The following is a 17046-nucleotide window of genomic DNA, read 5'->3' as shown; positions in this document are numbered from 1 at the left end:
TCCTGATACTACTCGGTGCCGATCGGCGAGCGACTTGTGGAATGGCCGGCGCGGAGCCGGGCCGCGCGCAGGGCCAGATAGCGCTGCTCGGCGGTGTTTCCGGTGCGGGCGGCGGCCGCGGTGTAGTGGCGGATCGCTTCCTCTCGTTGACCGGCCAGTTCCAGCAGGTGCGCGCGGGCGGCGGCGAGGCGGTGGTGGCCGGGGAGCCGGTCGTCGAGCCCGGCCAGCATCGCGAGCCCGGCGTCCGGCCCGTGCACCATCGCAGTCGCGATCGCGCGGTTGAGCGTTACGACGGGGTTGGCGGTCAGCGCTTCGAGCCGCGTGTACAGCGTGAGCACGCGCGGCCAATCGGTGTCTTCGGCCCGCAACGCGATGTCGTGCGTCGCGGCGATCGCGGCCTGCAGCCGGTATTCGCCGATGCCGTCGCGGGTCAACGCGGCGGTGACCAGCGCGACGCCTTCCCGGATCAGCGAACGGTCCCACCGCGCCCGGTCCTGGTCGGCGAGCGGGACGAGGTCGCCGTCCGGTCCGGTGCGGGCCGGCCGGCGGGCGTCGGTGAGCAGCATCAGCGCGAGCAGTCCGGTCGCTTCGCCGTCGTCCGGCAGCGCGGCGTGCAGCAGCCGAGCGAGCCGGATCGCCTCGGCGGACAGTTCGGTGCGCTGCAGGCGGCGGCCCCCGCTGCTCGTGTATCCCTCGTTGAACACCAGGTACAGCACGTGCAGCACGGACCGCAGCGACGCCTGCCGCTCGTCGGCGGAGGGCATCCGGAACGCCAGGCCGGACTTCTTGATTTTCGCCTTCGCTCGGCTGATCCGTTGCGCCATCGTGGTTTCCGGCACGAGGAACGCGCTGGCGATCTCCGCGGTCGTCAGGCCGCCGACGGCCCGCAACGTCAGCGCGATCGCCGACGCCGAGGTCAGCGACGGGTGCGCGCACAGGAACAGCAGCGTCAGCGTGTCGTCGCGATCCGGCACGTCGGCGGCCCGCGGCTCGGCGGCGACCGTGTCCTCGCGCCGCCGCCGGGCCTGGTCGCTGCGGAAGCTGTCGATGATCCGGCGGCTGGCGGTTTGCAGCAGCCAGCCGCGCGGATTCTCCGGGATCCCCTCCGCCGGCCAGTGCTGCACCGCGGCGAGGAGAGCTTCCTGCGTCGCGTCTTCGGCCGCGCCGAAATCGCCGGACCGGCGCACGAGGACGGCGAGGACCTGGGGCGCGAGCGTGCGCACCAGGTCCTCAACGTCGGGCTGCGACATCACACCTCCGGCGCGCTCATCACCTGGCGCACCTCGATCGGCACCCGCAGCGGCGCGCCTTCCGGACCCGGCGCGGCGGAAACCCGGGTCGCGATTTCCAGCGCCCGCGCCTCCGATTCGACGTCCACCACGCGGTATCCGGCCAGCAGTTCCTTGCCCTCCGGGAACGGCCCGTCGGTGACGACCGCGCCGCCCTTGCCGTCGGCCACCACGGTCTTCGCCGCTTCCGGCCCGGCCAGGCCTTCCGCCTCGACGAGTTCCCCGGCCTCGGTCAGCTCGGCGTTGAGCACGTGCTGGAACTGGATGTGCGCGCGGATGTCCTCCGGAGCCCACTCCGGCAGCGCAATGTCGCAGCCTTCGCCCTGGGCGTAGGTCTGCAGCAGCATGTACTTCGGCATAACGTTTCCTCCAGTGTCCGGCTCGCCGCTCCCGGGCGGGCTCACCAAGGGAACGGAACCCGCGCGCCGTCCTCGACACGCACCGGGGACATCTTGCCGGGCGGATCTCCGGAACGCGGGCAAACGGGGTGGGGTGAGTCTCAGTGCCCGGGACGCCCGGACGTCCTAGCAGGTAGGTTGCGGGAAGCAACTCACCTGGAGGGAACCGTGAGCACGACGACCTTCGCCGCGGTGTCCGCGGTCAAGCAGCGCGGCGACACCGAGTTCAGCGTCGATCTCAGCCCGGCGTGGACCATCGGCGGCCGCCCGAACGGCGGCTACCTGCTGGCCATGATCGCCCGCGCCGCGACCGTCGTTTCCGGGCACCCGGACGTGCTCGCCGCCAGCGCGCACTACCTGCGTTCGCCCGAACCGGGCCCGGCGGAGATCGAGGTCGAGGTGCTGCGCACCGGCCGGACCGCGACCCAGCTGCGCGGACGGCTGCTCAAGGACGGCGTGCCGCAGGTCGAGGCCCTGCTGACGCTGGGCGTCCTCGGCGAGGCCGAACCGTTCTGGCAGGACGGCGTGCCGCAGCCGACATTCGGGCCGTTCCCGGAGGAGCCGTGGGGCCCGGATGTGCTGTCGTCCGGCATCCCGATCGCGATCCGCGACGAGATCGACGTGTACTTCGACCGCCCGCTCGTCGACGGGCCCAGCGGCCGCGGCGAACTGCGCGCCCTGCTCGCGCTGCCCGGCGACGAGCCGTTCGACCCGGTCAGCCTGCTGTTCGCGGTCGACGCCCTGCCGCCGGCGACCCTCGATGTCGCGCCTTCCGGCTGGGTTCCGACGCTCGAACTGACCGCGTATGTGCGGGCGCATCCGGCTCCCGGCCCGGTGCGGGTGCTGCACCGTGCTCACCTGATCGGCGACGGGCGGGTCGACGAGTCCTGCCACGTGTGGGACAGCGCCGGGACGCTGGTCGCGCAAGGTACGCAGCTGGCCGGGATCCGGATCGGCTGAGCCACGCGGGTTGGTCCGTGAAGGGCCCCTTGAGGGAATCAGATTCCTTCAAGGGGCCCTTCACGGACCGCTAACGCGGCTCTCGCTGGCCGTTCGGGGGCCCTTGGATTTCCTCAGTCCGTGAAGGGCCCCTTCACCGGACAGTCGGAGGTCGTGAGGGGAACCCTGAGGGACTCTGATTCCGTGAGGGTTCCCCTCACGGAAGTTCTCGCACGCGGAGCGCTGCTCGGTCAGCGGGTTCCGGCAAGTGCCCCCGTCGTGACCAAGCGGTACCCGGTGCGTCCGGAGAACTCCGCGGTCAGCGCGAACCGGTCGCCGCGCACCAGGGTGTGCCGCCACTCGATTCGCTTGCCCGCGCTGGTGCCCAGGCGTCCGATGGAGAACGCGCCGACGGTTTCGCCGCAGCCCAGCAGGGTGCGTTCGGCCCGGGTCGGCACGACCGCGCGGATCTGCTCCTCGCCGTGGTCGAGGCGGACGCCGGTGCGGCGGTGGAGTTCGCCGTACAGGCTGGTGTGCTGGAAATCCGCGTCCAGCAGCGGCCGGGCGAGGTCGGCGGGCAGCCACACCCGGTCGACGGCCAGCGGGTCGTTTCCGGCCAGCCGCACGCGTTCCAGGTACAGCAGGGGAGTGGAGCCCTCGAGCGACAGCCGCTCGGCGACCACCGCGTCCGCGCGGATGTCGAGCCGGCGGACGACGCTGTGCTGGTCGAGCCCGGCCTCCTCGACCGCGGCGAACAGGCTGTAGAGCGCGCCGAGCGGTTGCTGGATCTCGGCGGCCGCGGCGACGCGGGGCTGGCGTCCGCGTTCGGCGATGAGCGTGCCGTCGGCGCGCAGTTCCCGCAGCGCCTGCCGGACCGTCTGCCTGCTGACGCTGTATTCGTCGGCGAGCGCCAGTTCCCCGGGGAACGCGCCGTCGAACTCCCCGGCGCGGATCCGCACCAGCAGCCGCTGCTGCAACTGCCGCCACAGGGGCTGTCCGCCGGTGCGCACCAGCTCTGCCTCGCCCATGCCGGGAACAGTACCGCTTGCCAAATGTACGGACAGCTCTTAGATTAAATGTACGTACATTACCGAGGAGGCCAGAGTGCGCACAGGAGTGAACCGGTGACCGGCGCGGCGCTGGGAGCGACGCGCGCGACGGTGCAGTGGCGGGCCAAGCTCGCCCGCCCGGTGCCGGGGCTCGCGGTCGCGCTGCTGGTCGCGGCGGTGGCGACGGCGGGCGGGAAGCTGGTGCCGGTGGTCGGCGGGCCGGTGCTCGCGATCCTGCTCGGCGCGGTCGCCGGGGCGGTCGTGCCGTCGCTGCGGAGCTGGCGGTTCAGCCCGGGGTACGCCATCGCGTCGCGGCCGGTGCTGCAGCTGTCGATCGTCGTGCTGGGCACGGGACTGTCGATCCAGCAGGTGGTGCACGTCGGCGGCCAGTCGCTGCCGGTGATGCTCGGCACGCTCGCGGTCGCGCTCGGCGGCGCGTGGGTGCTCGGCCGGCTGCTCGGCGTCCGCGGGGACACGCAGACGCTGATCGGCGTCGGCACCGGCATTTGCGGTGCGTCCGCGATCGCGGCGACCAGCGCGGTGCTGAAGCCGAAGGAAGCCAATATCGCTTACGCGCTCGGCACGATCTTCACCTTCAACGTCGCCGCGGTCCTGCTGTTCCCGCCGCTCGGGCACGCGCTCGGGATGTCGCCGCACGCCTTCGGGCTGTGGGCCGGAACCGCGGTGAACGACACGTCTTCCGTGGTGGCGGCTTCCTACGCTTACGGCGGAGACGCTGGCTCGTACGGCCTCGTCGTGAAGCTCACCCGTACGCTCACGCTGATTCCGATCGTGCTGTTCCTCGCCGTGCTCGCCGCGCGCAAGCAGGCAGGCGGCGGCCGGGTTTCCTTGCGCGCCATGCCTTGGCACCGGCTGGTGCCGCCGTTCCTGATCGGCTTCCTCGCCGCCGCCACGGTGGAGAGCATGGGCTGGATCCCGGAATCGTGGCACGCGCCGCTGTCGACGCTCGGCACCTTCCTGATCACCATGGCGCTCGCCGGGATCGGCCTGGCGCTCAAGCCGTCCGACCTGCGCAAGGCGGGACACAAGCCGCTGCTGATGGGCGCCATCCTGTGGATCGCGGTCGCCGCGTCCAGCCTCGGATTGCAGGCGCTGACCGGCGGGATGTGACGAGCTAGCGCACGCGCGGGTTCCGCTTCCGCCGCCTGCGCGCGGCAAGGACGGCGAAGAGCCGGGACACCCCTCGGCTCCGGCGCACGAACACCACGGATTCGCCGCGTGGGCCCTCGGCCCGCGCGGCGGTTTCGTTTCGCGGGCCGCGCCGGAATTCCCGCAGCCCGGCGGCGAACTCGGCCGGGTCTCCGCCGACGTCCGGGTGGTGGGTGCGCACGAACCGGCGGTAGGCCGCCTTCTCGGCTTCGGACCACGCCTTCCGCTCGTCCACCGCCGTCCTTCCCCGGTTGAGAGTTTGGCCTGACATTCCTGCCGGAAGTCTGAGGCAAGTGCCAACCGGCGGTTCAACGATACTGTTCAAGCACATGAGCGAGCGGATCGCACTCGACCTGTCCGAGCTTCGCGCCGTTACTGCCTACGCGGTGGCCTGCGCTGAGCCCGCGCTGCCGATCTTCGAACAAGCCCGTCCGGACGACCGACGCCCGCACGACGCGATCGAGGCGGCGCGGGCGTTTGCGCAAGGAGCTAAGCGCGGCAAGGCGATCCGGGACAGCGCGTGGGCGGCGCAACGGGCGTATCAGGAAACCCGCGACGCTGGGCAGACCGCAGCGAGCGAGGCCGCGCGGGCTGCTGTCGCCGCTGCTGGGGCGGCGTTTCTGCATCCGCTCGCGAAGGCGACGCAGGTGTGGCACATCCTCGGCCCGGCTGGCCATGCGGCGTACGCGTTCGAGCTGGCGGGGATGGCGGCGCAGCACCCGGGCGCCGATCCGGTGGTCGTCCGGGTGCTGTCGCGGTATCCGGAGGCACCGGGCGGTCGCGGGCGGGCGGGGGAGTTGGTGCGTGAGCTGGATGTGTTGCTGCGCAAGGGTTAGCGGACGCGTTCGACCCGGCGTTCGTCCCAGACGGGTTCCGGGGTTTCGCGGACTACGCCGTCCGAGCCGAAGACGAGATAGCGGTCGAATGAGCGGGCGAACCAGCGGTCGTGGGTGACTGCGAGCACGGTGCCCTCGTAGGACTCCAGCCCGTCCTGCAGCGCCTCGGCCGATTCCAGGTCGAGGTTGTCCGTCGGCTCGTCCAGCAGCAGCGCGGTGGTTCCGGCCAGTTCCAGCAACAGGATCTGGAACCGCGCCTGCTGTCCGCCGGACAACCGGTCGAATACCTGCTCGCCCTGGCGGTGCAGTTCGTACCGGCGCAGCGCGGACATCGCCGCGCCGCGATCGGCCGCGTGCTCCGTCCACAGCACGTCGACGAGCGTGCGGCCGGTGAGCTCCGGGCGGGCGTGCGTCTGCGCGAAATGGCCGGGCACGACGCGTGCGCCGGTCTTCCAGTCGCCGGTGTGCGCGACGTCGCCGCCCGCGAGCAGGCGCAGGAAGTGCGACTTCCCGGAGCCGTTCGAACCCAGCACCGCGACGCGCTCGCCGAAGAAGATCTCCAGCGAGAACGGCTTCATCAGCCCGGTGAGCTCCAGGTTCGCGCAGGTCACCGCGCGCACGCCGGTGCGGCCGCCGCGCAGCCGCATCCGGATGTCCTGCGGCCGCGGCGGTTCCGGCGGGGGACCGGCCTCCTCGAACTTCCGGAGCCGGGTCTGCGCCGCCTTGTACCGCGACGCCATCTCGTCGCTGCGCGCGGCGTACTGCTGCATGTCCCGGACGAGCCGTTTGAGCTGGGCGTGTTTCTCGTCCCAGCGGCGGCGCAGTTCGTCGTAGCGGGCGAATCGCTCCTGCCGCGCCTCGTGATACGTGCCGAAACCGCCGCCGTGCACCCACGCGTCCGCGCCGTCGCCGCCGGGCTCGACGCTCACGATCTTGTCCGCCGCTCGCGCGAGCAACTCGCGGTCGTGCGACACGAACAGGACGGTTTTGCGGGTTTCCTTCAGCCGGGCTTCGAGCCAGCGTTTGCCGGGCACATCGAGATAGTTGTCCGGCTCGTCCAGCAGCAGCACCTCGTCCGGCCCGCGCAGCAACGCTTCCAGCACCAGGCGTTTCTGCTCGCCGCCGCTGAGCGTGCGCACCAGCCGCCAGCGCGCGCGGTCGAACGGCACGCCGAGCGCCTCGGTGGTGCACATGTCCCAAGTCGTCTCGGACTCGTAGCCGCGGGCTTCGGCCCAGTCGCTGAGCGCCTGCGCGTACCGCATTTGCGCGGCCTCGTCGTCGACCTCCAGCAACCGCTCCTCGGCCGCGTCGACCGCGATGGCCGCGTCGCGGACCCGTTGCGGGGCAACGGAAACCAGCAGATCCCGCACCGTGCGCTCGTCGCGGACCGACCCGACGAACTGCGCCATCACGCCCAGCCCGCCGGTCACCGTGACCGCGCCCTCGTCCGGCTTCAGCTCGCCCGCCAGCAGCCGCAGCAAAGTAGTTTTTCCTGCCCCGTTGGGGCCGACCAGCGCGACGACCGCGCCCTCGCCGACCCGGAACGAGACGTCGCCGAGCAGCGGACGCCCGTCGGGCAGCACGTAGCGCAGGTGCGCGGCCTCCAAATGCCCCATGTCCCGGCACTCTACCCAGACCGCCGCGAATCGCCGCACGGTTTTCCGGCCGTCCACAGAGGACACAAAAGCGGCGGCGCCGGGGAGAACCGGCACCGCCGCTCGTGGGATCGCCTCATGCCTTGCGCTGCATGCTTTCCCGTGCCGGGTTGGCCTGCTCCGCCGCCTTCGGGTCCTTCTCGTTCTGCTTCGCGCGCACGCCGGACTCGACGCGGTCGCCGAGATCCTTGTCCACGTTGTGCCAGTACTCGAAAGCCCGCTTCAGCACCGGTTCGGTCACCCCGTTCAGCAGGTGCCCGACGATGTTGTCCACCAGCCGCTCGCGCTCGGCGTCGTTCAGGACGTCGCGCACCATCGTGCCGGCCTGGCCCCAGTCGTCGTCCTCGGCGTGGTCGACGTAGGCCGACCGGACCATCTCGCCGTCGGAATGCCAGCCCGCGGGGGTGCCGTAGCGCTCCGTGTCGGCACGCGGGCCGCCCTTGGAGTTCGGCGCGTACACCGGGTCGGAGACCTTGGCGTAGCGCATGGCGCCGTCCTTGCTGTAGCTGTGCACCGGCGAGGTCGGCGCGTTGACCGGCAGCTGCTTGTAGTTCGCGCCGATCCGGTACCGGTGTGCGTCGGCGTAGGCGAAGAGCCTGCCCAGCAGCATCCGGTCCGGGCTCGGGCCGATGCCGGGCACCAGGTTGTTCGGCTCGAACGCGGCCTGTTCGATCTCGGCGTGGTGGTCGGTCGGGTTGCGGTCGAGCGTCATCTTCCCGACCTCGATCAGCGGGTAGTCGCCGTGCGGCCACACCTTCGTCAGGTCGAACGGGTTGAAGCGGTAGTTCTTCGCGTCCTCGAACGGCATGACCTGGACGTGCAGCGTCCAGCTCGGGTGGTCGCCGCGCGCGATCGCCTCGAACAGGTCGCGGGTGTGGTAGTCGGTGTCCGCGGACGCCATCTGGTCGGCCTCGTGCTGGGTGAAGTGCTCGACGCCCTGGTCGGTCTTGAAGTGGTACTTGACCCAGAACTTCTCGCCGGAGGCGTTGACCCACATGTAGGTGTGCGAGCTGTAGCCGTTCATGTGCCGCCACGTGCGCGGGATTCCCCGGTCGCCCATCAGCCAGGTGACCTGGTGCGCCGATTCGGGGGAGAGCGTCCAGAAGTCCCACTGCATGTCGTGGTCGCGCAGGTTGCTGTCCGCGCGGCGCTTCTGCGACCGGATGAAGTGCTGGAACTTCAGCGGGTCCTTGATGAAGAACACCGGGGTGTTGTTGCCGACGAGGTCGTAGTTCCCCTCGGTCGTGTAGAACTTCAGCGCGAACCCGCGCGGGTCGCGCCAGGTGTCCGGGCTGCCGCGCTCGCCCGCCACGGTGGAGAACCGGGCGGTCATCTCGGTTTTCGCGCCCGGCTGGAACACCGCGGCCTTGGTGAAGCGGCTGACGTCGTTGGTCACCTCGAAGCGCCCGAACGCGCCGCTGCCCTTCGCGTGCGGCTGCCGTTCCGGCACCCGTTCCCGGTTGAACTGCGCCATCTGCTCGATCAGATAGTGGTCCTGCAGCAGGATCGGGCCGCCCGGGCCGACGGTGAGCGAATGCTCGTCGCTCTCGGCCGGGATGCCGGCGTCCGTCGTGGTCGCCGGGGGTTTCGGTTCTTCGGTCATCTCGCGAACTCCTCGTGGTGGTCGGAAACGCCGGAGCAGTCGGGGCACAGACCCCAGAAGACGATCTCGGCCTCGTCCACGGCGAACCCGCGCCGGTCGTGCGGCGTGAGGCAGGGGGCCTCGCCGAGGACGCAGTCGACGTCCTCGGCCCGGCCGCAGCGACGGCACACCAGGTGGTGGTGGTTGTCGCCGGTCCGCCGTTCGAACCGCGCCGGATGCCCGGACAGCTCGATCCGGCGGACGAGACCCGCGTCGCCGCACGCGGCGAGCACGTCGTAGACCGCCTGGATCGACACTCTGCCCAGGCTCTCGCGCACCCCCGCCGCGATCGCCTCGACGGTCGCGTGCGGGTGCTCGCCGAGCCAGCCGAGCACGGCTTGCCGCGGCTTGGTGACGCGCAGGCCCGCCGCCCGCAGCGTCGCCGCCGAGTCCGGCATCGGAGTCCTCCCCGGGATCTGGAACCGCTCCAGTTCCGCCGGTTACCCCGTCTTCCCGGCGCTCACACCTGGGTGTCACCCACCGGTCGGACGAGTTCGGCGAGGTGCGCGCGAAGGACGGCGAGGCACTCGTCGGCCGAGGTGAGTTCCGGCTGCAGCACGGCCCGGAACGCGATCCCGTCGATGAGCGCGGCCAGCCTGGGCGCCTCGACTTCGGGGTCCTTCGGCTCGAACCGGCCGCTGCGGGCCTGCGCGTCGAGAATGCGGCGGGCCAGCGTCACGGTGCCTTGAACCGCTTCCCTGGCCAGGTCGTCCAGGCCCGGGTCGGCGCGCGCGGCCATCAGGAATTCCACCAGCACGGTCACCTCGGTGCGCCGGCGCTCGTCCAGCGGCAGCAGCTCGGACAGGAATTCGGTGAGCTGGTCGACGGCCTCCTCCGGCGACAGCTCCGACAGCGAACCCGTTTTCTCGCGGCGTTCGACGAGCCGCGCGGTCGTCCGGTCGATGGTGGTGCGCATCGCGAACCGCATCAGCGCGTGCTGGCTGTCGAAGTAATGCCGCACCGAGCCGATGTTCAGACCTGATTCCGCGGCGACCGCGCGCAGCGAGACCGCGTGCAGCCCGTCTTTCGCGGCCAGCCGCAGCACCGCGTCGGCGATGTGCGCGCGCCGCTCTTCCCCGTCCACCACTCTAGGCACTGGACTTTTATATCACAGACGTGATAGAAACGGTTTGTATCACAGGTGTGACAGAAAGGGGTGCGCCGTGGAGACGGTGCTGAACATCCTGCTGATCCGGTTCGGCATCATCGCCGCGATCGTCGTGGTCGTCGGCCTGGCCGGCTTCGCGCTGATCGTTTCGCTGCGGCGGCGGGGCAAGGGGGAGCGCGTGCGGGAAGGCGCGGCGACGCTCGCGAAAACCGCCGCGCGGGCGATGGACCGGCGCGGGGCGCGGGGAATGCGCGGACGCGTCGGCGGCGAGGTCGTGCGCCAGGCCGCGCGGTGGCTGGACGAGGACCCGGGCCGGAAGCGGTCCGGCCGGTGAACGCGGTGCTGCTCGCCGACGGGGACGGGATGCTGCAGCACCTCGTGCACGACCTGCTGGTGAAGGGGCTGATCGTGCTGGGGGCGGTGCTGGTGGCGGTGATCGGGGCGGTGGTGATCTGGAAGAAGGTGGGGCGCTGAGGGCTTCGCGCGGCGGCTGGATCCGGGAGGCGGCCTGGGGCGTCTTGCCGGGGCTCGCCGTTCGGCGGGTTGACCCCGCGCGGTACGCGACACGTGGCGGTGCCTGCCGGGGCCGGGATTTCGGCACGATGGAGTCCTCACCTGGAAGACGGAGGCCGTTGATGAGTTATCCGTTCGATCCCGAAATCGCCGCCGCGATCCCGATGCTGCCCGAGACCGACTTCCGCGACGTGGCCGCTTCGCGAGCGGGCATGGCCGAGCTGATCGCCTCGATGCGAGGCGAGTTCGACGACACCGGCGTGACCGCGCGCGACGAAGCCGTGCCCGGTCCGGAGGGTGCGCCGGACGTCCCGGTCCGCGTTTACACGCCGGACCGCGTCGCGACGAAGGCGCTGCTGTTCGACATCCACGGCGGCGGTTTCGCGCTCGGCGACCTGGAAGTCGATCACGCGACCAATGTCGAACTGGCGCGGGAACTCGGCGTCGTGGTCGTGTCGGTCGAGTACCGGCTCGCGCCGGAAAACCCGTACCCGGCCGGGCTGGAGGACTGCTACGCGGCGCTCGAGTGGTCGGTCAAGCACGCTGACGAACTGGGCATCGACCCGGAAAAGGTGGTCCTCCACGGCGTGAGCGCGGGCGGCGGACTGGCCGCGGCACTGGCGCTGCTGGCCCGCGACCGGGGCGGTCCGGCGATCGCGTTCCAGTTCCTCTCCGTGCCGGAACTGGACGACCGCCTCGAGACCGGCAGCATGCGCCGGTTCGCGGACACCCCGATCTGGCACCGGGGCGCCGCCGAGGCGAGCTGGGACTACTACCTGGGCGGCCCGGGCAAACGCGGCGGCCCGGACGTCCCGGTTTACGCGGCGCCGGCCCGGGCGGCCGATCTCTCGGGCTTGCCGCCCGCGTACGTGTCGGTGATGGAGTTCGACCCGCTGCGGGACGAGGGAATCGCTTACGCCCAGTCCCTTTTGGCGGCTGGGGTGCCTACGGAACTGCATTTGTTCCCGGGCACCTTCCACGGCTCGGCGGTGCTCCGGCACGCGACGGTGAGCCGCCGGGAGACCGCGGAGCGACTGGCGGTGCTGGCCCGGGTGCTGGGGGTCGAGGCGGGCTGAGTCCGGGCGTTCGGGAGTGTCGGCCGGAATCGCCTGTCTCCGGCCGATTCCGGCCAGGCTTCTAGGGGCCTGGCCGCGCTTCTTGGGTCTGGCCGTGTTTCCGGGAGTCCGGCCGCGCTTCTTGGCGAGCGGAACCGCTGCCCCTCAAGCGGATTCCGCCAACCTCCGCGCCGCCAACGCCAGCCGGGCCCGGAATCGTCCCGCCGGATCGTCCAGGGTCCACCCCAGCGCGTCCTCCACCTGCGCCAGCCGCGCCGCCACCGAGCTGTGGTGCCGGTGCAACGCGATCGCGGCCTGGCGCAGGGAACCGGTGCGGCAGAAGGCCTCCAGCGTTTCCAGATCACCGCTCCCGGTGAGCGCGTTCAGCGCCAGCACGTCCGGCTGCGCGCGCAACCGCTCCGCCGGGATCTCTGCCAGCAGCGTCACCGCGCCGAGGTCCTCGTGCACGATCAGCGGTCGCGACTTCGCCGCGAATCGTTTGGCCAGGCGGGCTTGCAGCCACGAACTCCGGGCCGCCAAACCGTCGACCGCGTCGCCGACTCCGACCCGGACGGTGTCTGGAAGCGTGCGGTCCTTGGCCCGCAACGCCAGCGTCTCGCGCAAAGTCGGAACCACCGAATCCGGGCCTTCGCGCGGCTGCAGCACCACTGCGGCCACCCCGCCGACGACGGCCACCCGCGCGCCGAGCGGGCCGCCGCGGGCGACGAGGGCGACGGCGTCCGCGCCGGCATCGCGGCCGGGGCCTGAAGCGACTGCCACCACTCGCAGCGGGCGTGTGGTGTCCAGGCCGAGCAGGGTCAGCGCCCGTGCCCGGTCCTCGTCCGCCGCTTGCTCGCCCAGCACTAGTTCGACCAGCGCCGGGTCCGCGAGATGCGGTGCGGCGGGCTGCGGTTCGGCGGGATTGAGCACCTTCGCCGAGATCGCGAGCCGTTCGAGCACCAGGACGTCGAGCGGGCCGGGCTCGCCCGCGCGTTCCAGCCACACGCGCCCGGCACCGTCGAGATCTACCACGACGGCGTCGGGCGGCACTGGGCCGTCGCCGCCGGGTTCGCCGGTCGAACGGAACCGCAGTACGGTTCCGTCGACACAGCGAATCCCGGCTACGCATTCGGCAAGAAAAGCCGTGGCGCGCAGCAAATCCGGCAGCGTCGCACGGCGGGCGATCAACTCGTCGAAATACGCGATGACGCGCACCGCCGTTTCCGCGCCGGAATCGACCGCGGACAACCGCAGCAGCAAGCCCTTCACGGGGTCCAGCTTAGCGCGAGTCTCAAGTGGACAGTCCGGCCAGCGGATGCAGCTCCTCCCACCGCGGGACGCGCGGCGGGAACCGGAGCGTCAGCCCGGCCTCCGCGAGCGTGCGGTCAGCCTTGCGCGCGTTGCAGCTGCGCGCCGACCCGCCGCACGCGGCGACGGTGTTGAGCCAGCTCGTGCGCGGGCCGCCGCGCGACACCGGCGTGATGTGGTCGACCGTGGTGGCCCGGCGCCCGCAGTAGGCGCACGTGTGCCGGTCGCGCCGCAGCACGCCGGAACGCGACCAGCGCGGCGGCCCGGAATACCGCCATTTCATCACGACGTAGCGCAGCAGCCGCACCACCTTCGGCCGCGGGAAGACTCCGAGGTCCGGCCCGTCGCTTTCGTGGACGACCGCGACCTGGCGGACCAGCATCCGGATGGCATGGGGGAGCGAGACGGTGTGCAGGGGCTCGTAGCCGGCGTTGAGAACCAGGACTCCCATGGCGACGGGCACCTCCTTTCCACAGGCGAAACGGGCCGTGAACGCAAAAGCCGCCCGGCCGGTGGTCCGGCGGGCGGCTCCTCGCTCACGGCGTGGCAGGCCACGTCATGGCGCGGAGCCGGGAATGCCCGACAGGTGCATGCATTCGTCGCGGTGCGGCATTCCGTGGTTCCTTTCGTGGCTGGACGGCTTCATCATTGTCGCCCCGCGCGCCCGCGTCAACGGAAAATGATCGTCCCGGCTTTCAAGATCCACAGTGGACTCAACGCGGGCGCGCGGAAGCGCTTTCCCGTTTCGGCGGCGTCCGGTACAGCTCGCCGAGCAGGGCCACCGCGGCATGCGTGGCCGGATGCGGATCGTGCGCGCGCCAGGCGAGCTGGACCGGCACCGGCGGGGCGTCGCGGACCCGGCGGTACACGATGCCGTCGCGGCGATACTGCGTCACCGTCGAATGCGGGGTGACGCCGACGCAGCGGCCGGTGGTGATGGTGGCGAGCCAGTCGTCGACGTCGTGCGTCGGCTCGATCCGCGGGCGCGCCTCCGGCGGCCACAGGTCGGCGGAAGTGGTGCCAGTGCGCGGATCGACCACTAGCAACCGCGACGCGAGATCGGCGAGCGCGACGGTGCGGCGGCGCACGAGCGGATCGTCGACGGCCATGGCGCAGTAGCGGTCCTCGTGGCCGACCGTCGCGTGCGCGAACTTGCCCGAGGGCACCTGATGGCGCACCACCGCGAGATCGACCAGCCCTTCCGCCAGTCCGGCGGTCGCGGTGTTGGCGCGCACGAGCAGCAGTTCGACGTCCGGGTACCGCGCGGCCCAGCGGCGCTGGAATTCCGCGGTGTGCTTGCCCATCGCCGACCACGCGTGGCCGAGGCGCAGCCGCGTGTGCCCGGTGGTCGCTTCGCGGACGAGATCGTCGGCCTCGGCGAGCAGATGCCGGGCGCGGGCGAGCACTTGAACGCCAGCTGTCGTCGGCTCGAGGCTCCGGCTGGTGCGGTGCAGCAGCTGCACGCCGAGAACCCGTTCCAGCGAAGCCAAATTCCGCGACACGGCCGCCTGCGAGACGCCGAGTTCGAGCGCGGCGTCGGTGAACGTCCCGGCGTCGACGATCGTCACGAGACAGCGCAGCTGACGCAGTTCCAGATCCATGCGTCTAGCGTATCGCTGATGCGGTCAATGCATTTTGCGCATGGATCAGCCGGACCCATGCTCGACCGCATGGCGACTACGGAACTGGCTCCGCGAACGCGCGGCAACACCCGGGCGGCCGGTGCCGCGATGCTGCTCGGCAGCGCGCTGTCCAACCAGGTCGGCGCGGCGACGGCGGCGCTCGCGTTCCCGGTGCTCGGCCCGCCGGGCGTGGTGGCGGTCCGCCAGTGGGTGGCGGCGGTGGTGCTCCTGGCGGTCGGACGGCCGCGGTTGCGGACGTTCACCGCGCGGCAGTGGTGGCCGGTGCTCGGTCTGGCCGCGGTGTTCGCGACGATGAACCTGTCGCTGTACACGGCGATCGACCGGATCGGCCTCGGACTGGCCGTGACGCTCGAATTCCTCGGCCCGCTGGCGATCGCGCTGGCCGGCTCCCGGCGCCGGACGGACCTGGCGTGCGCGGTGGCCGCCGCGGTCGCGGTCGGGGCGCTGATGCGGCCGCAGCCGAGCACCGACTACCTCGGGATCGGGCTCGCGCTGGTCGCCGCGTTGTGCTGGGCCTGCTACATCATGTTGAACCGGACCGTCGGCCGTCGCCTGCCCGGTGCGGCGGGTTCGGCCGCCGCGGCCGGGGTGTCCGGTCTGCTTTACGTGCCGATCGGGGTGTTCGCGATGCTGCACCACCCGCCGACTCCGGGCGCGCTAGCGGCGGCGCTCACCGCCGGGCTGCTGTCGTCGGCGCTGCCGTTCCTCGTCGATCTGATGGCGCTGCGGCGGGTCCCGGCGCAGTTCTTCGGAGCGTTCATGAGCGTCCACCCGGTAATGGCCGCGCTCGTCGGGCTCGTGATGCTGGACCAGCGGCTGGACGCCGTCGCGTGGGCCTCGATCGGGGTGATCGTGGCGGTGAACACGGTGACGGTGCTGCGGCGGGCCGGGTAATTGTCGGTGGGGCGGGCTAACGTAGGCGTCGCTGGCTAGGGAGGTGTGGCGTGGTGCGGATCGCGGATCAGGAGTGGCCGGCGACGGTCGTGCCCGCCGACGCGCGCGAACGTTCGCAGGCGACGGGCGTGCTCGTCCGCCGCATGGGCTGGGTGTCCGAGCGGCTGACGCGGGAGGAACGCGACGACGTCGAGCGGCAGCTGGAATTCTGGTACTCCAACGGATACTGCCCGGACGCGCTGCTGATCGCGATGAGCGCGCTGCCGGACGGGACGCGCCAGCGGCCGCGCCGGGCCAGCGAAAAGCCGGGGGACTTCCTGCGCTCGCGGATGAAGGGCTGGTTCGTCGACGAGTCCGCCGCCGCGGACCTGACCGAGGTGCGCGAACCGCCTCGGCGTGGGCAGACCTTCGAGGCCTGGCTGGCGAACCGGCGCAAGCAGGCGGCTGACGAGGGCACGTATCAACGGCGTTCGCGGTTGACCGACGCGGGGGAGCGGGCCCGGGGCGAGGCTCGCACGATCGCGTCGTCCCGGCGGAAGGATCCGCTCGCGCGCGTGCGCGAGAGTGAACGTCGGCGTGCCGCGGCGTTGGAGAGTTTGCGAGTGGTGGGCGAGGCGGTCGAGGTGCCACCGCCGCCTGCCGAGACGCGCGCGACGCCGCGGATGGTGGCGTCGTTCGCTGGGCGGCAGTCGCTGGCCGCGCATTCGCCGCAGGTGCTTCGGATTGTGGAGCGGTTGCGGGCGGAGAAGCGGGGGCCGTCGGCCGCGGAGCTGGCGGTGCTGCGGAACGCGGTTCGGGACGCGCACCACAATGCCGGGCTCGGGACGTTGGAGGCGGCCAGTGCGGAGGTCAACGACGTCGATTCGTTGACGCCGGACGGGCAGCGGATCAAGGACTTTCTCGCGCGCGCCGCGGACGACCGGCTGCCGCTTGACGCGACGGTGCGGTTGCTTCACTCGATGCGGTGAGCCTTGCGTGTCGGGTCACCCGTCGCGGGGATGGTGCTTCCAGACTCGCCCGGTGATGAACACGTCGATGGACGATGCCGGGCGCTGTTTGCTTTCGGTGGCGTGGAATATCCGGACTGGCGGGCCGAGGGCGGATCCGCGGGCGGATGAGGTGCGGGAGCGGCTGCGGACGGTGTGCCGGGGGTTGGGGCATGCGGCTTGCCGGTTCGCCGCCGGGGGTGTGGGCGGGGACCCGGTGCCGTTGTTGCGGTTGGCTGATCGGGCTTTTGAGATCGACACGTTGCTGTTGCTGGTGGGGACTTCGCTGATTCCGGATGCTGGGCGGGATTTGCGGTGGTGGGGGGAGATTGAGGCGCTCGTGGCTGAGGTGGACGGGATGGTGGGGGAGGCTTCGGCTGTGGTGGGCGGGGTTTTTGTGTGACGGTTCGGGTTCGGCTCGTCGCCTGGCGGCGACATTGCGCCCGTGGTGGGGCCACCACCCCGAAGCTTGATTGTGACTACGGCGCGGGGGTGCTTGTCAAGGCGGGAAAGATGCCTTGACAAGCACCCCCGCGCCGCGTTTTTGGCTTCGTATCGGGG

General features: G+C 71.4%; 20 protein-coding genes. 9 read left to right on the top strand and 11 right to left on the bottom strand.

Annotated features, from left to right (window positions below; all coding sequences use genetic code 11):
* Positions 1 to 8 precede the first annotated feature (8 nt).
* Positions 9 to 1250 (bottom strand): sigma-70 family RNA polymerase sigma factor, encoded by a 1242-nt coding sequence (locus tag ABZX37_RS28195; RefSeq protein ID WP_354744503.1) that lies wholly within the window; start codon positions 1248 to 1250, stop codon positions 9 to 11.
* Positions 1250 to 1648, bottom strand: a complete 399-nt coding sequence (locus ABZX37_RS28190; protein WP_354744501.1) for a YciI family protein — start codon at positions 1646 to 1648, stop codon at positions 1250 to 1252. Before ABZX37_RS28190 ends, ABZX37_RS28195 begins: the two co-directional genes overlap by 1 nt.
* 207 nt (positions 1649 to 1855) lie before the next feature.
* Here ABZX37_RS28190 and ABZX37_RS28185 point away from each other — a divergent pair, with 207 nt between their 5' ends.
* The gene (locus ABZX37_RS28185; protein WP_354744499.1) at positions 1856 to 2647 is read left to right on the top strand and encodes a thioesterase family protein; all 792 of its coding nucleotides are present in this window, start codon (positions 1856 to 1858) and stop codon (positions 2645 to 2647) included.
* Positions 2648 to 2877: 230 nt separating this feature from the next.
* On the opposite strand, the gene ABZX37_RS28180 is transcribed toward ABZX37_RS28185, so the two are convergent.
* On the bottom strand, positions 2878 to 3654 hold the full coding sequence (locus tag ABZX37_RS28180) for a GntR family transcriptional regulator (RefSeq protein ID WP_354744497.1): 777 nt from the start codon (positions 3652 to 3654) through the stop codon (positions 2878 to 2880).
* 96 nt (positions 3655 to 3750) lie between these two features.
* Between ABZX37_RS28180 and ABZX37_RS28175 the strand changes: the two genes are divergently transcribed.
* The gene (locus ABZX37_RS28175; protein WP_354744495.1) at positions 3751 to 4806 is read left to right on the top strand and encodes a putative sulfate exporter family transporter; all 1056 of its coding nucleotides are present in this window, start codon (positions 3751 to 3753) and stop codon (positions 4804 to 4806) included.
* Positions 4807 to 4810: 4 nt separating this feature from the next.
* Here ABZX37_RS28175 and ABZX37_RS28170 read toward each other — a convergent pair whose 3' ends face one another.
* A complete protein-coding gene (locus tag ABZX37_RS28170) occupies positions 4811 to 5080 on the bottom strand; it encodes a hypothetical protein (protein WP_354744493.1) in 270 nt (89 codons plus the stop codon).
* Between the two features lie 94 nt (positions 5081 to 5174).
* Here ABZX37_RS28170 and ABZX37_RS28165 point away from each other — a divergent pair, with 94 nt between their 5' ends.
* Positions 5175 to 5681: a putative immunity protein gene (locus ABZX37_RS28165; RefSeq protein WP_354744491.1), complete on the top strand. Its 507-nt coding sequence runs from the start codon at positions 5175 to 5177 to the stop codon at positions 5679 to 5681.
* Here the strand turns inward: ABZX37_RS28165 and ABZX37_RS28160 are convergent.
* The 4 genes from ABZX37_RS28160 to ABZX37_RS28145 all read right to left on the bottom strand — a co-directional run bounded on the left by ABZX37_RS28160 (position 5678) and on the right by ABZX37_RS28145 (position 10074).
* On the bottom strand, positions 5678 to 7297 hold the full coding sequence (locus ABZX37_RS28160; protein ID WP_354744489.1) for an ATP-binding cassette domain-containing protein: 1620 nt from the start codon (positions 7295 to 7297) through the stop codon (positions 5678 to 5680). The genes ABZX37_RS28165 and ABZX37_RS28160 overlap by 4 nt on opposite strands.
* 115 nt (positions 7298 to 7412) lie before the next feature.
* Positions 7413 to 8939, bottom strand: a complete 1527-nt coding sequence (locus tag ABZX37_RS28155; protein ID WP_354744487.1) for a catalase — start codon at positions 8937 to 8939, stop codon at positions 7413 to 7415.
* The gene (locus ABZX37_RS28150) at positions 8936 to 9376 is read right to left on the bottom strand and encodes a Fur family transcriptional regulator (protein ID WP_354744485.1); all 441 of its coding nucleotides are present in this window, start codon (positions 9374 to 9376) and stop codon (positions 8936 to 8938) included. The genes ABZX37_RS28155 and ABZX37_RS28150 overlap by 4 nt, the downstream gene beginning before the upstream one ends.
* Before the next feature lie 62 nt (positions 9377 to 9438).
* Positions 9439 to 10074, bottom strand: a complete 636-nt coding sequence (locus ABZX37_RS28145; RefSeq protein WP_354744483.1) for a TetR family transcriptional regulator C-terminal domain-containing protein — start codon at positions 10072 to 10074, stop codon at positions 9439 to 9441.
* A 67-nt stretch (positions 10075 to 10141) separates the two neighbouring features.
* Here ABZX37_RS28145 and ABZX37_RS28140 point away from each other — a divergent pair, with 67 nt between their 5' ends.
* The 3 genes from ABZX37_RS28140 to ABZX37_RS28130 all read left to right on the top strand — a co-directional run bounded on the left by ABZX37_RS28140 (position 10142) and on the right by ABZX37_RS28130 (position 11675).
* Positions 10142 to 10420 (top strand): hypothetical protein, encoded by a 279-nt coding sequence (locus ABZX37_RS28140; protein WP_354744481.1) that lies wholly within the window; start codon positions 10142 to 10144, stop codon positions 10418 to 10420.
* Complete coding sequence (locus tag ABZX37_RS28135) at positions 10417 to 10560, top strand: hypothetical protein (RefSeq protein WP_354744479.1); 144 nt, start codon at positions 10417 to 10419, stop codon at positions 10558 to 10560. Before ABZX37_RS28140 ends, ABZX37_RS28135 begins: the two co-directional genes overlap by 4 nt.
* Positions 10561 to 10721: 161 nt before the next feature.
* A complete protein-coding gene (locus ABZX37_RS28130) occupies positions 10722 to 11675 on the top strand; it encodes an alpha/beta hydrolase (protein WP_354744477.1) in 954 nt (317 codons plus the stop codon).
* Between the two features lie 144 nt (positions 11676 to 11819).
* Here the strand turns inward: ABZX37_RS28130 and ABZX37_RS28125 are convergent, their stop codons facing one another.
* The 3 genes from ABZX37_RS28125 to ABZX37_RS28115 form a co-directional block, all read right to left on the bottom strand.
* Complete coding sequence (locus tag ABZX37_RS28125) at positions 11820 to 12923, bottom strand: helix-turn-helix domain-containing protein (protein WP_354744476.1); 1104 nt, start codon at positions 12921 to 12923, stop codon at positions 11820 to 11822.
* Between the two features lie 22 nt (positions 12924 to 12945).
* Positions 12946 to 13413 (bottom strand): HNH endonuclease, encoded by a 468-nt coding sequence (locus tag ABZX37_RS28120; RefSeq protein ID WP_354744474.1) that lies wholly within the window; start codon positions 13411 to 13413, stop codon positions 12946 to 12948.
* Positions 13414 to 13675: 262 nt separating this feature from the next.
* Positions 13676 to 14563 carry a LysR family transcriptional regulator gene (locus ABZX37_RS28115; protein ID WP_354744472.1) on the bottom strand — a complete coding sequence of 296 codons (888 nt, stop codon included), beginning with the start codon at positions 14561 to 14563 and terminating at the stop codon, positions 13676 to 13678.
* A gap of 69 nt (positions 14564 to 14632) precedes the next feature.
* On the opposite strand from ABZX37_RS28115, the gene ABZX37_RS28110 reads away from it, so the two are divergent.
* Genes ABZX37_RS28110 through ABZX37_RS28100 form a run of 3 tightly spaced genes read left to right on the top strand, consistent with a single transcriptional unit; the run spans position 14633 to position 16888 of the window.
* Positions 14633 to 15499: an EamA family transporter gene (locus tag ABZX37_RS28110; protein ID WP_354744470.1), complete on the top strand. Its 867-nt coding sequence runs from the start codon at positions 14633 to 14635 to the stop codon at positions 15497 to 15499.
* A 50-nt stretch (positions 15500 to 15549) separates the two neighbouring features.
* Entirely contained in the window at positions 15550 to 16467 is a 918-nt protein-coding gene (locus ABZX37_RS28105) for a hypothetical protein (protein WP_354744468.1), read from the top strand.
* A gap of 55 nt (positions 16468 to 16522) precedes the next feature.
* Entirely contained in the window at positions 16523 to 16888 is a 366-nt protein-coding gene (locus ABZX37_RS28100; protein ID WP_354744664.1) for a hypothetical protein, read from the top strand.
* The last annotated feature ends 158 nt before the right edge of the window (positions 16889 to 17046 follow it).

This window comes from Amycolatopsis sp. NPDC004079 (genome assembly GCF_040610415.1).
In the GTDB taxonomy this organism is placed as follows: domain Bacteria; phylum Actinomycetota; class Actinomycetes; order Mycobacteriales; family Pseudonocardiaceae; genus Amycolatopsis; species Amycolatopsis halotolerans.
The sequence above is the reverse complement of the archived record's forward strand: the minus strand, read 5'-3'. Positions and strand labels throughout refer to the sequence as shown.

Bases quoted from the DNA above. Each gene is read 5' to 3' on its own strand.
- ABZX37_RS28160 (WP_354744489.1), bottom strand. From the start codon at position 7,297: ATGGGGCATTTGGAGGCCGCGCACCTGCGCTACGTGCTGCCCGACGGG.
- ABZX37_RS28120 (WP_354744474.1), bottom strand. From the start codon at position 13,413: ATGGGAGTCCTGGTTCTCAACGCCGGCTACGAGCCCCTGCACACCGTC.
- ABZX37_RS28165 (WP_354744491.1), top strand. From the start codon at position 5,175: ATGAGCGAGCGGATCGCACTCGACCTGTCCGAGCTTCGCGCCGTTACT.
- ABZX37_RS28115 (WP_354744472.1), bottom strand. From the start codon at position 14,563: ATGGATCTGGAACTGCGTCAGCTGCGCTGTCTCGTGACGATCGTCGAC.
- ABZX37_RS28155 (WP_354744487.1), bottom strand. From the start codon at position 8,939: ATGACCGAAGAACCGAAACCCCCGGCGACCACGACGGACGCCGGCATC.
- ABZX37_RS28190 (WP_354744501.1), bottom strand. From the start codon at position 1,648: ATGCCGAAGTACATGCTGCTGCAGACCTACGCCCAGGGCGAAGGCTGC.
- ABZX37_RS28100 (WP_354744664.1), top strand. From the start codon at position 16,523: ATGAACACGTCGATGGACGATGCCGGGCGCTGTTTGCTTTCGGTGGCG.
- ABZX37_RS28195 (WP_354744503.1), bottom strand. From the start codon at position 1,250: ATGTCGCAGCCCGACGTTGAGGACCTGGTGCGCACGCTCGCGCCCCAG.
- ABZX37_RS28150 (WP_354744485.1), bottom strand. From the start codon at position 9,376: ATGCCGGACTCGGCGGCGACGCTGCGGGCGGCGGGCCTGCGCGTCACC.
- ABZX37_RS28130 (WP_354744477.1), top strand. From the start codon at position 10,722: ATGAGTTATCCGTTCGATCCCGAAATCGCCGCCGCGATCCCGATGCTG.
- ABZX37_RS28180 (WP_354744497.1), bottom strand. From the start codon at position 3,654: ATGGGCGAGGCAGAGCTGGTGCGCACCGGCGGACAGCCCCTGTGGCGG.
- ABZX37_RS28110 (WP_354744470.1), top strand. From the start codon at position 14,633: ATGGCGACTACGGAACTGGCTCCGCGAACGCGCGGCAACACCCGGGCG.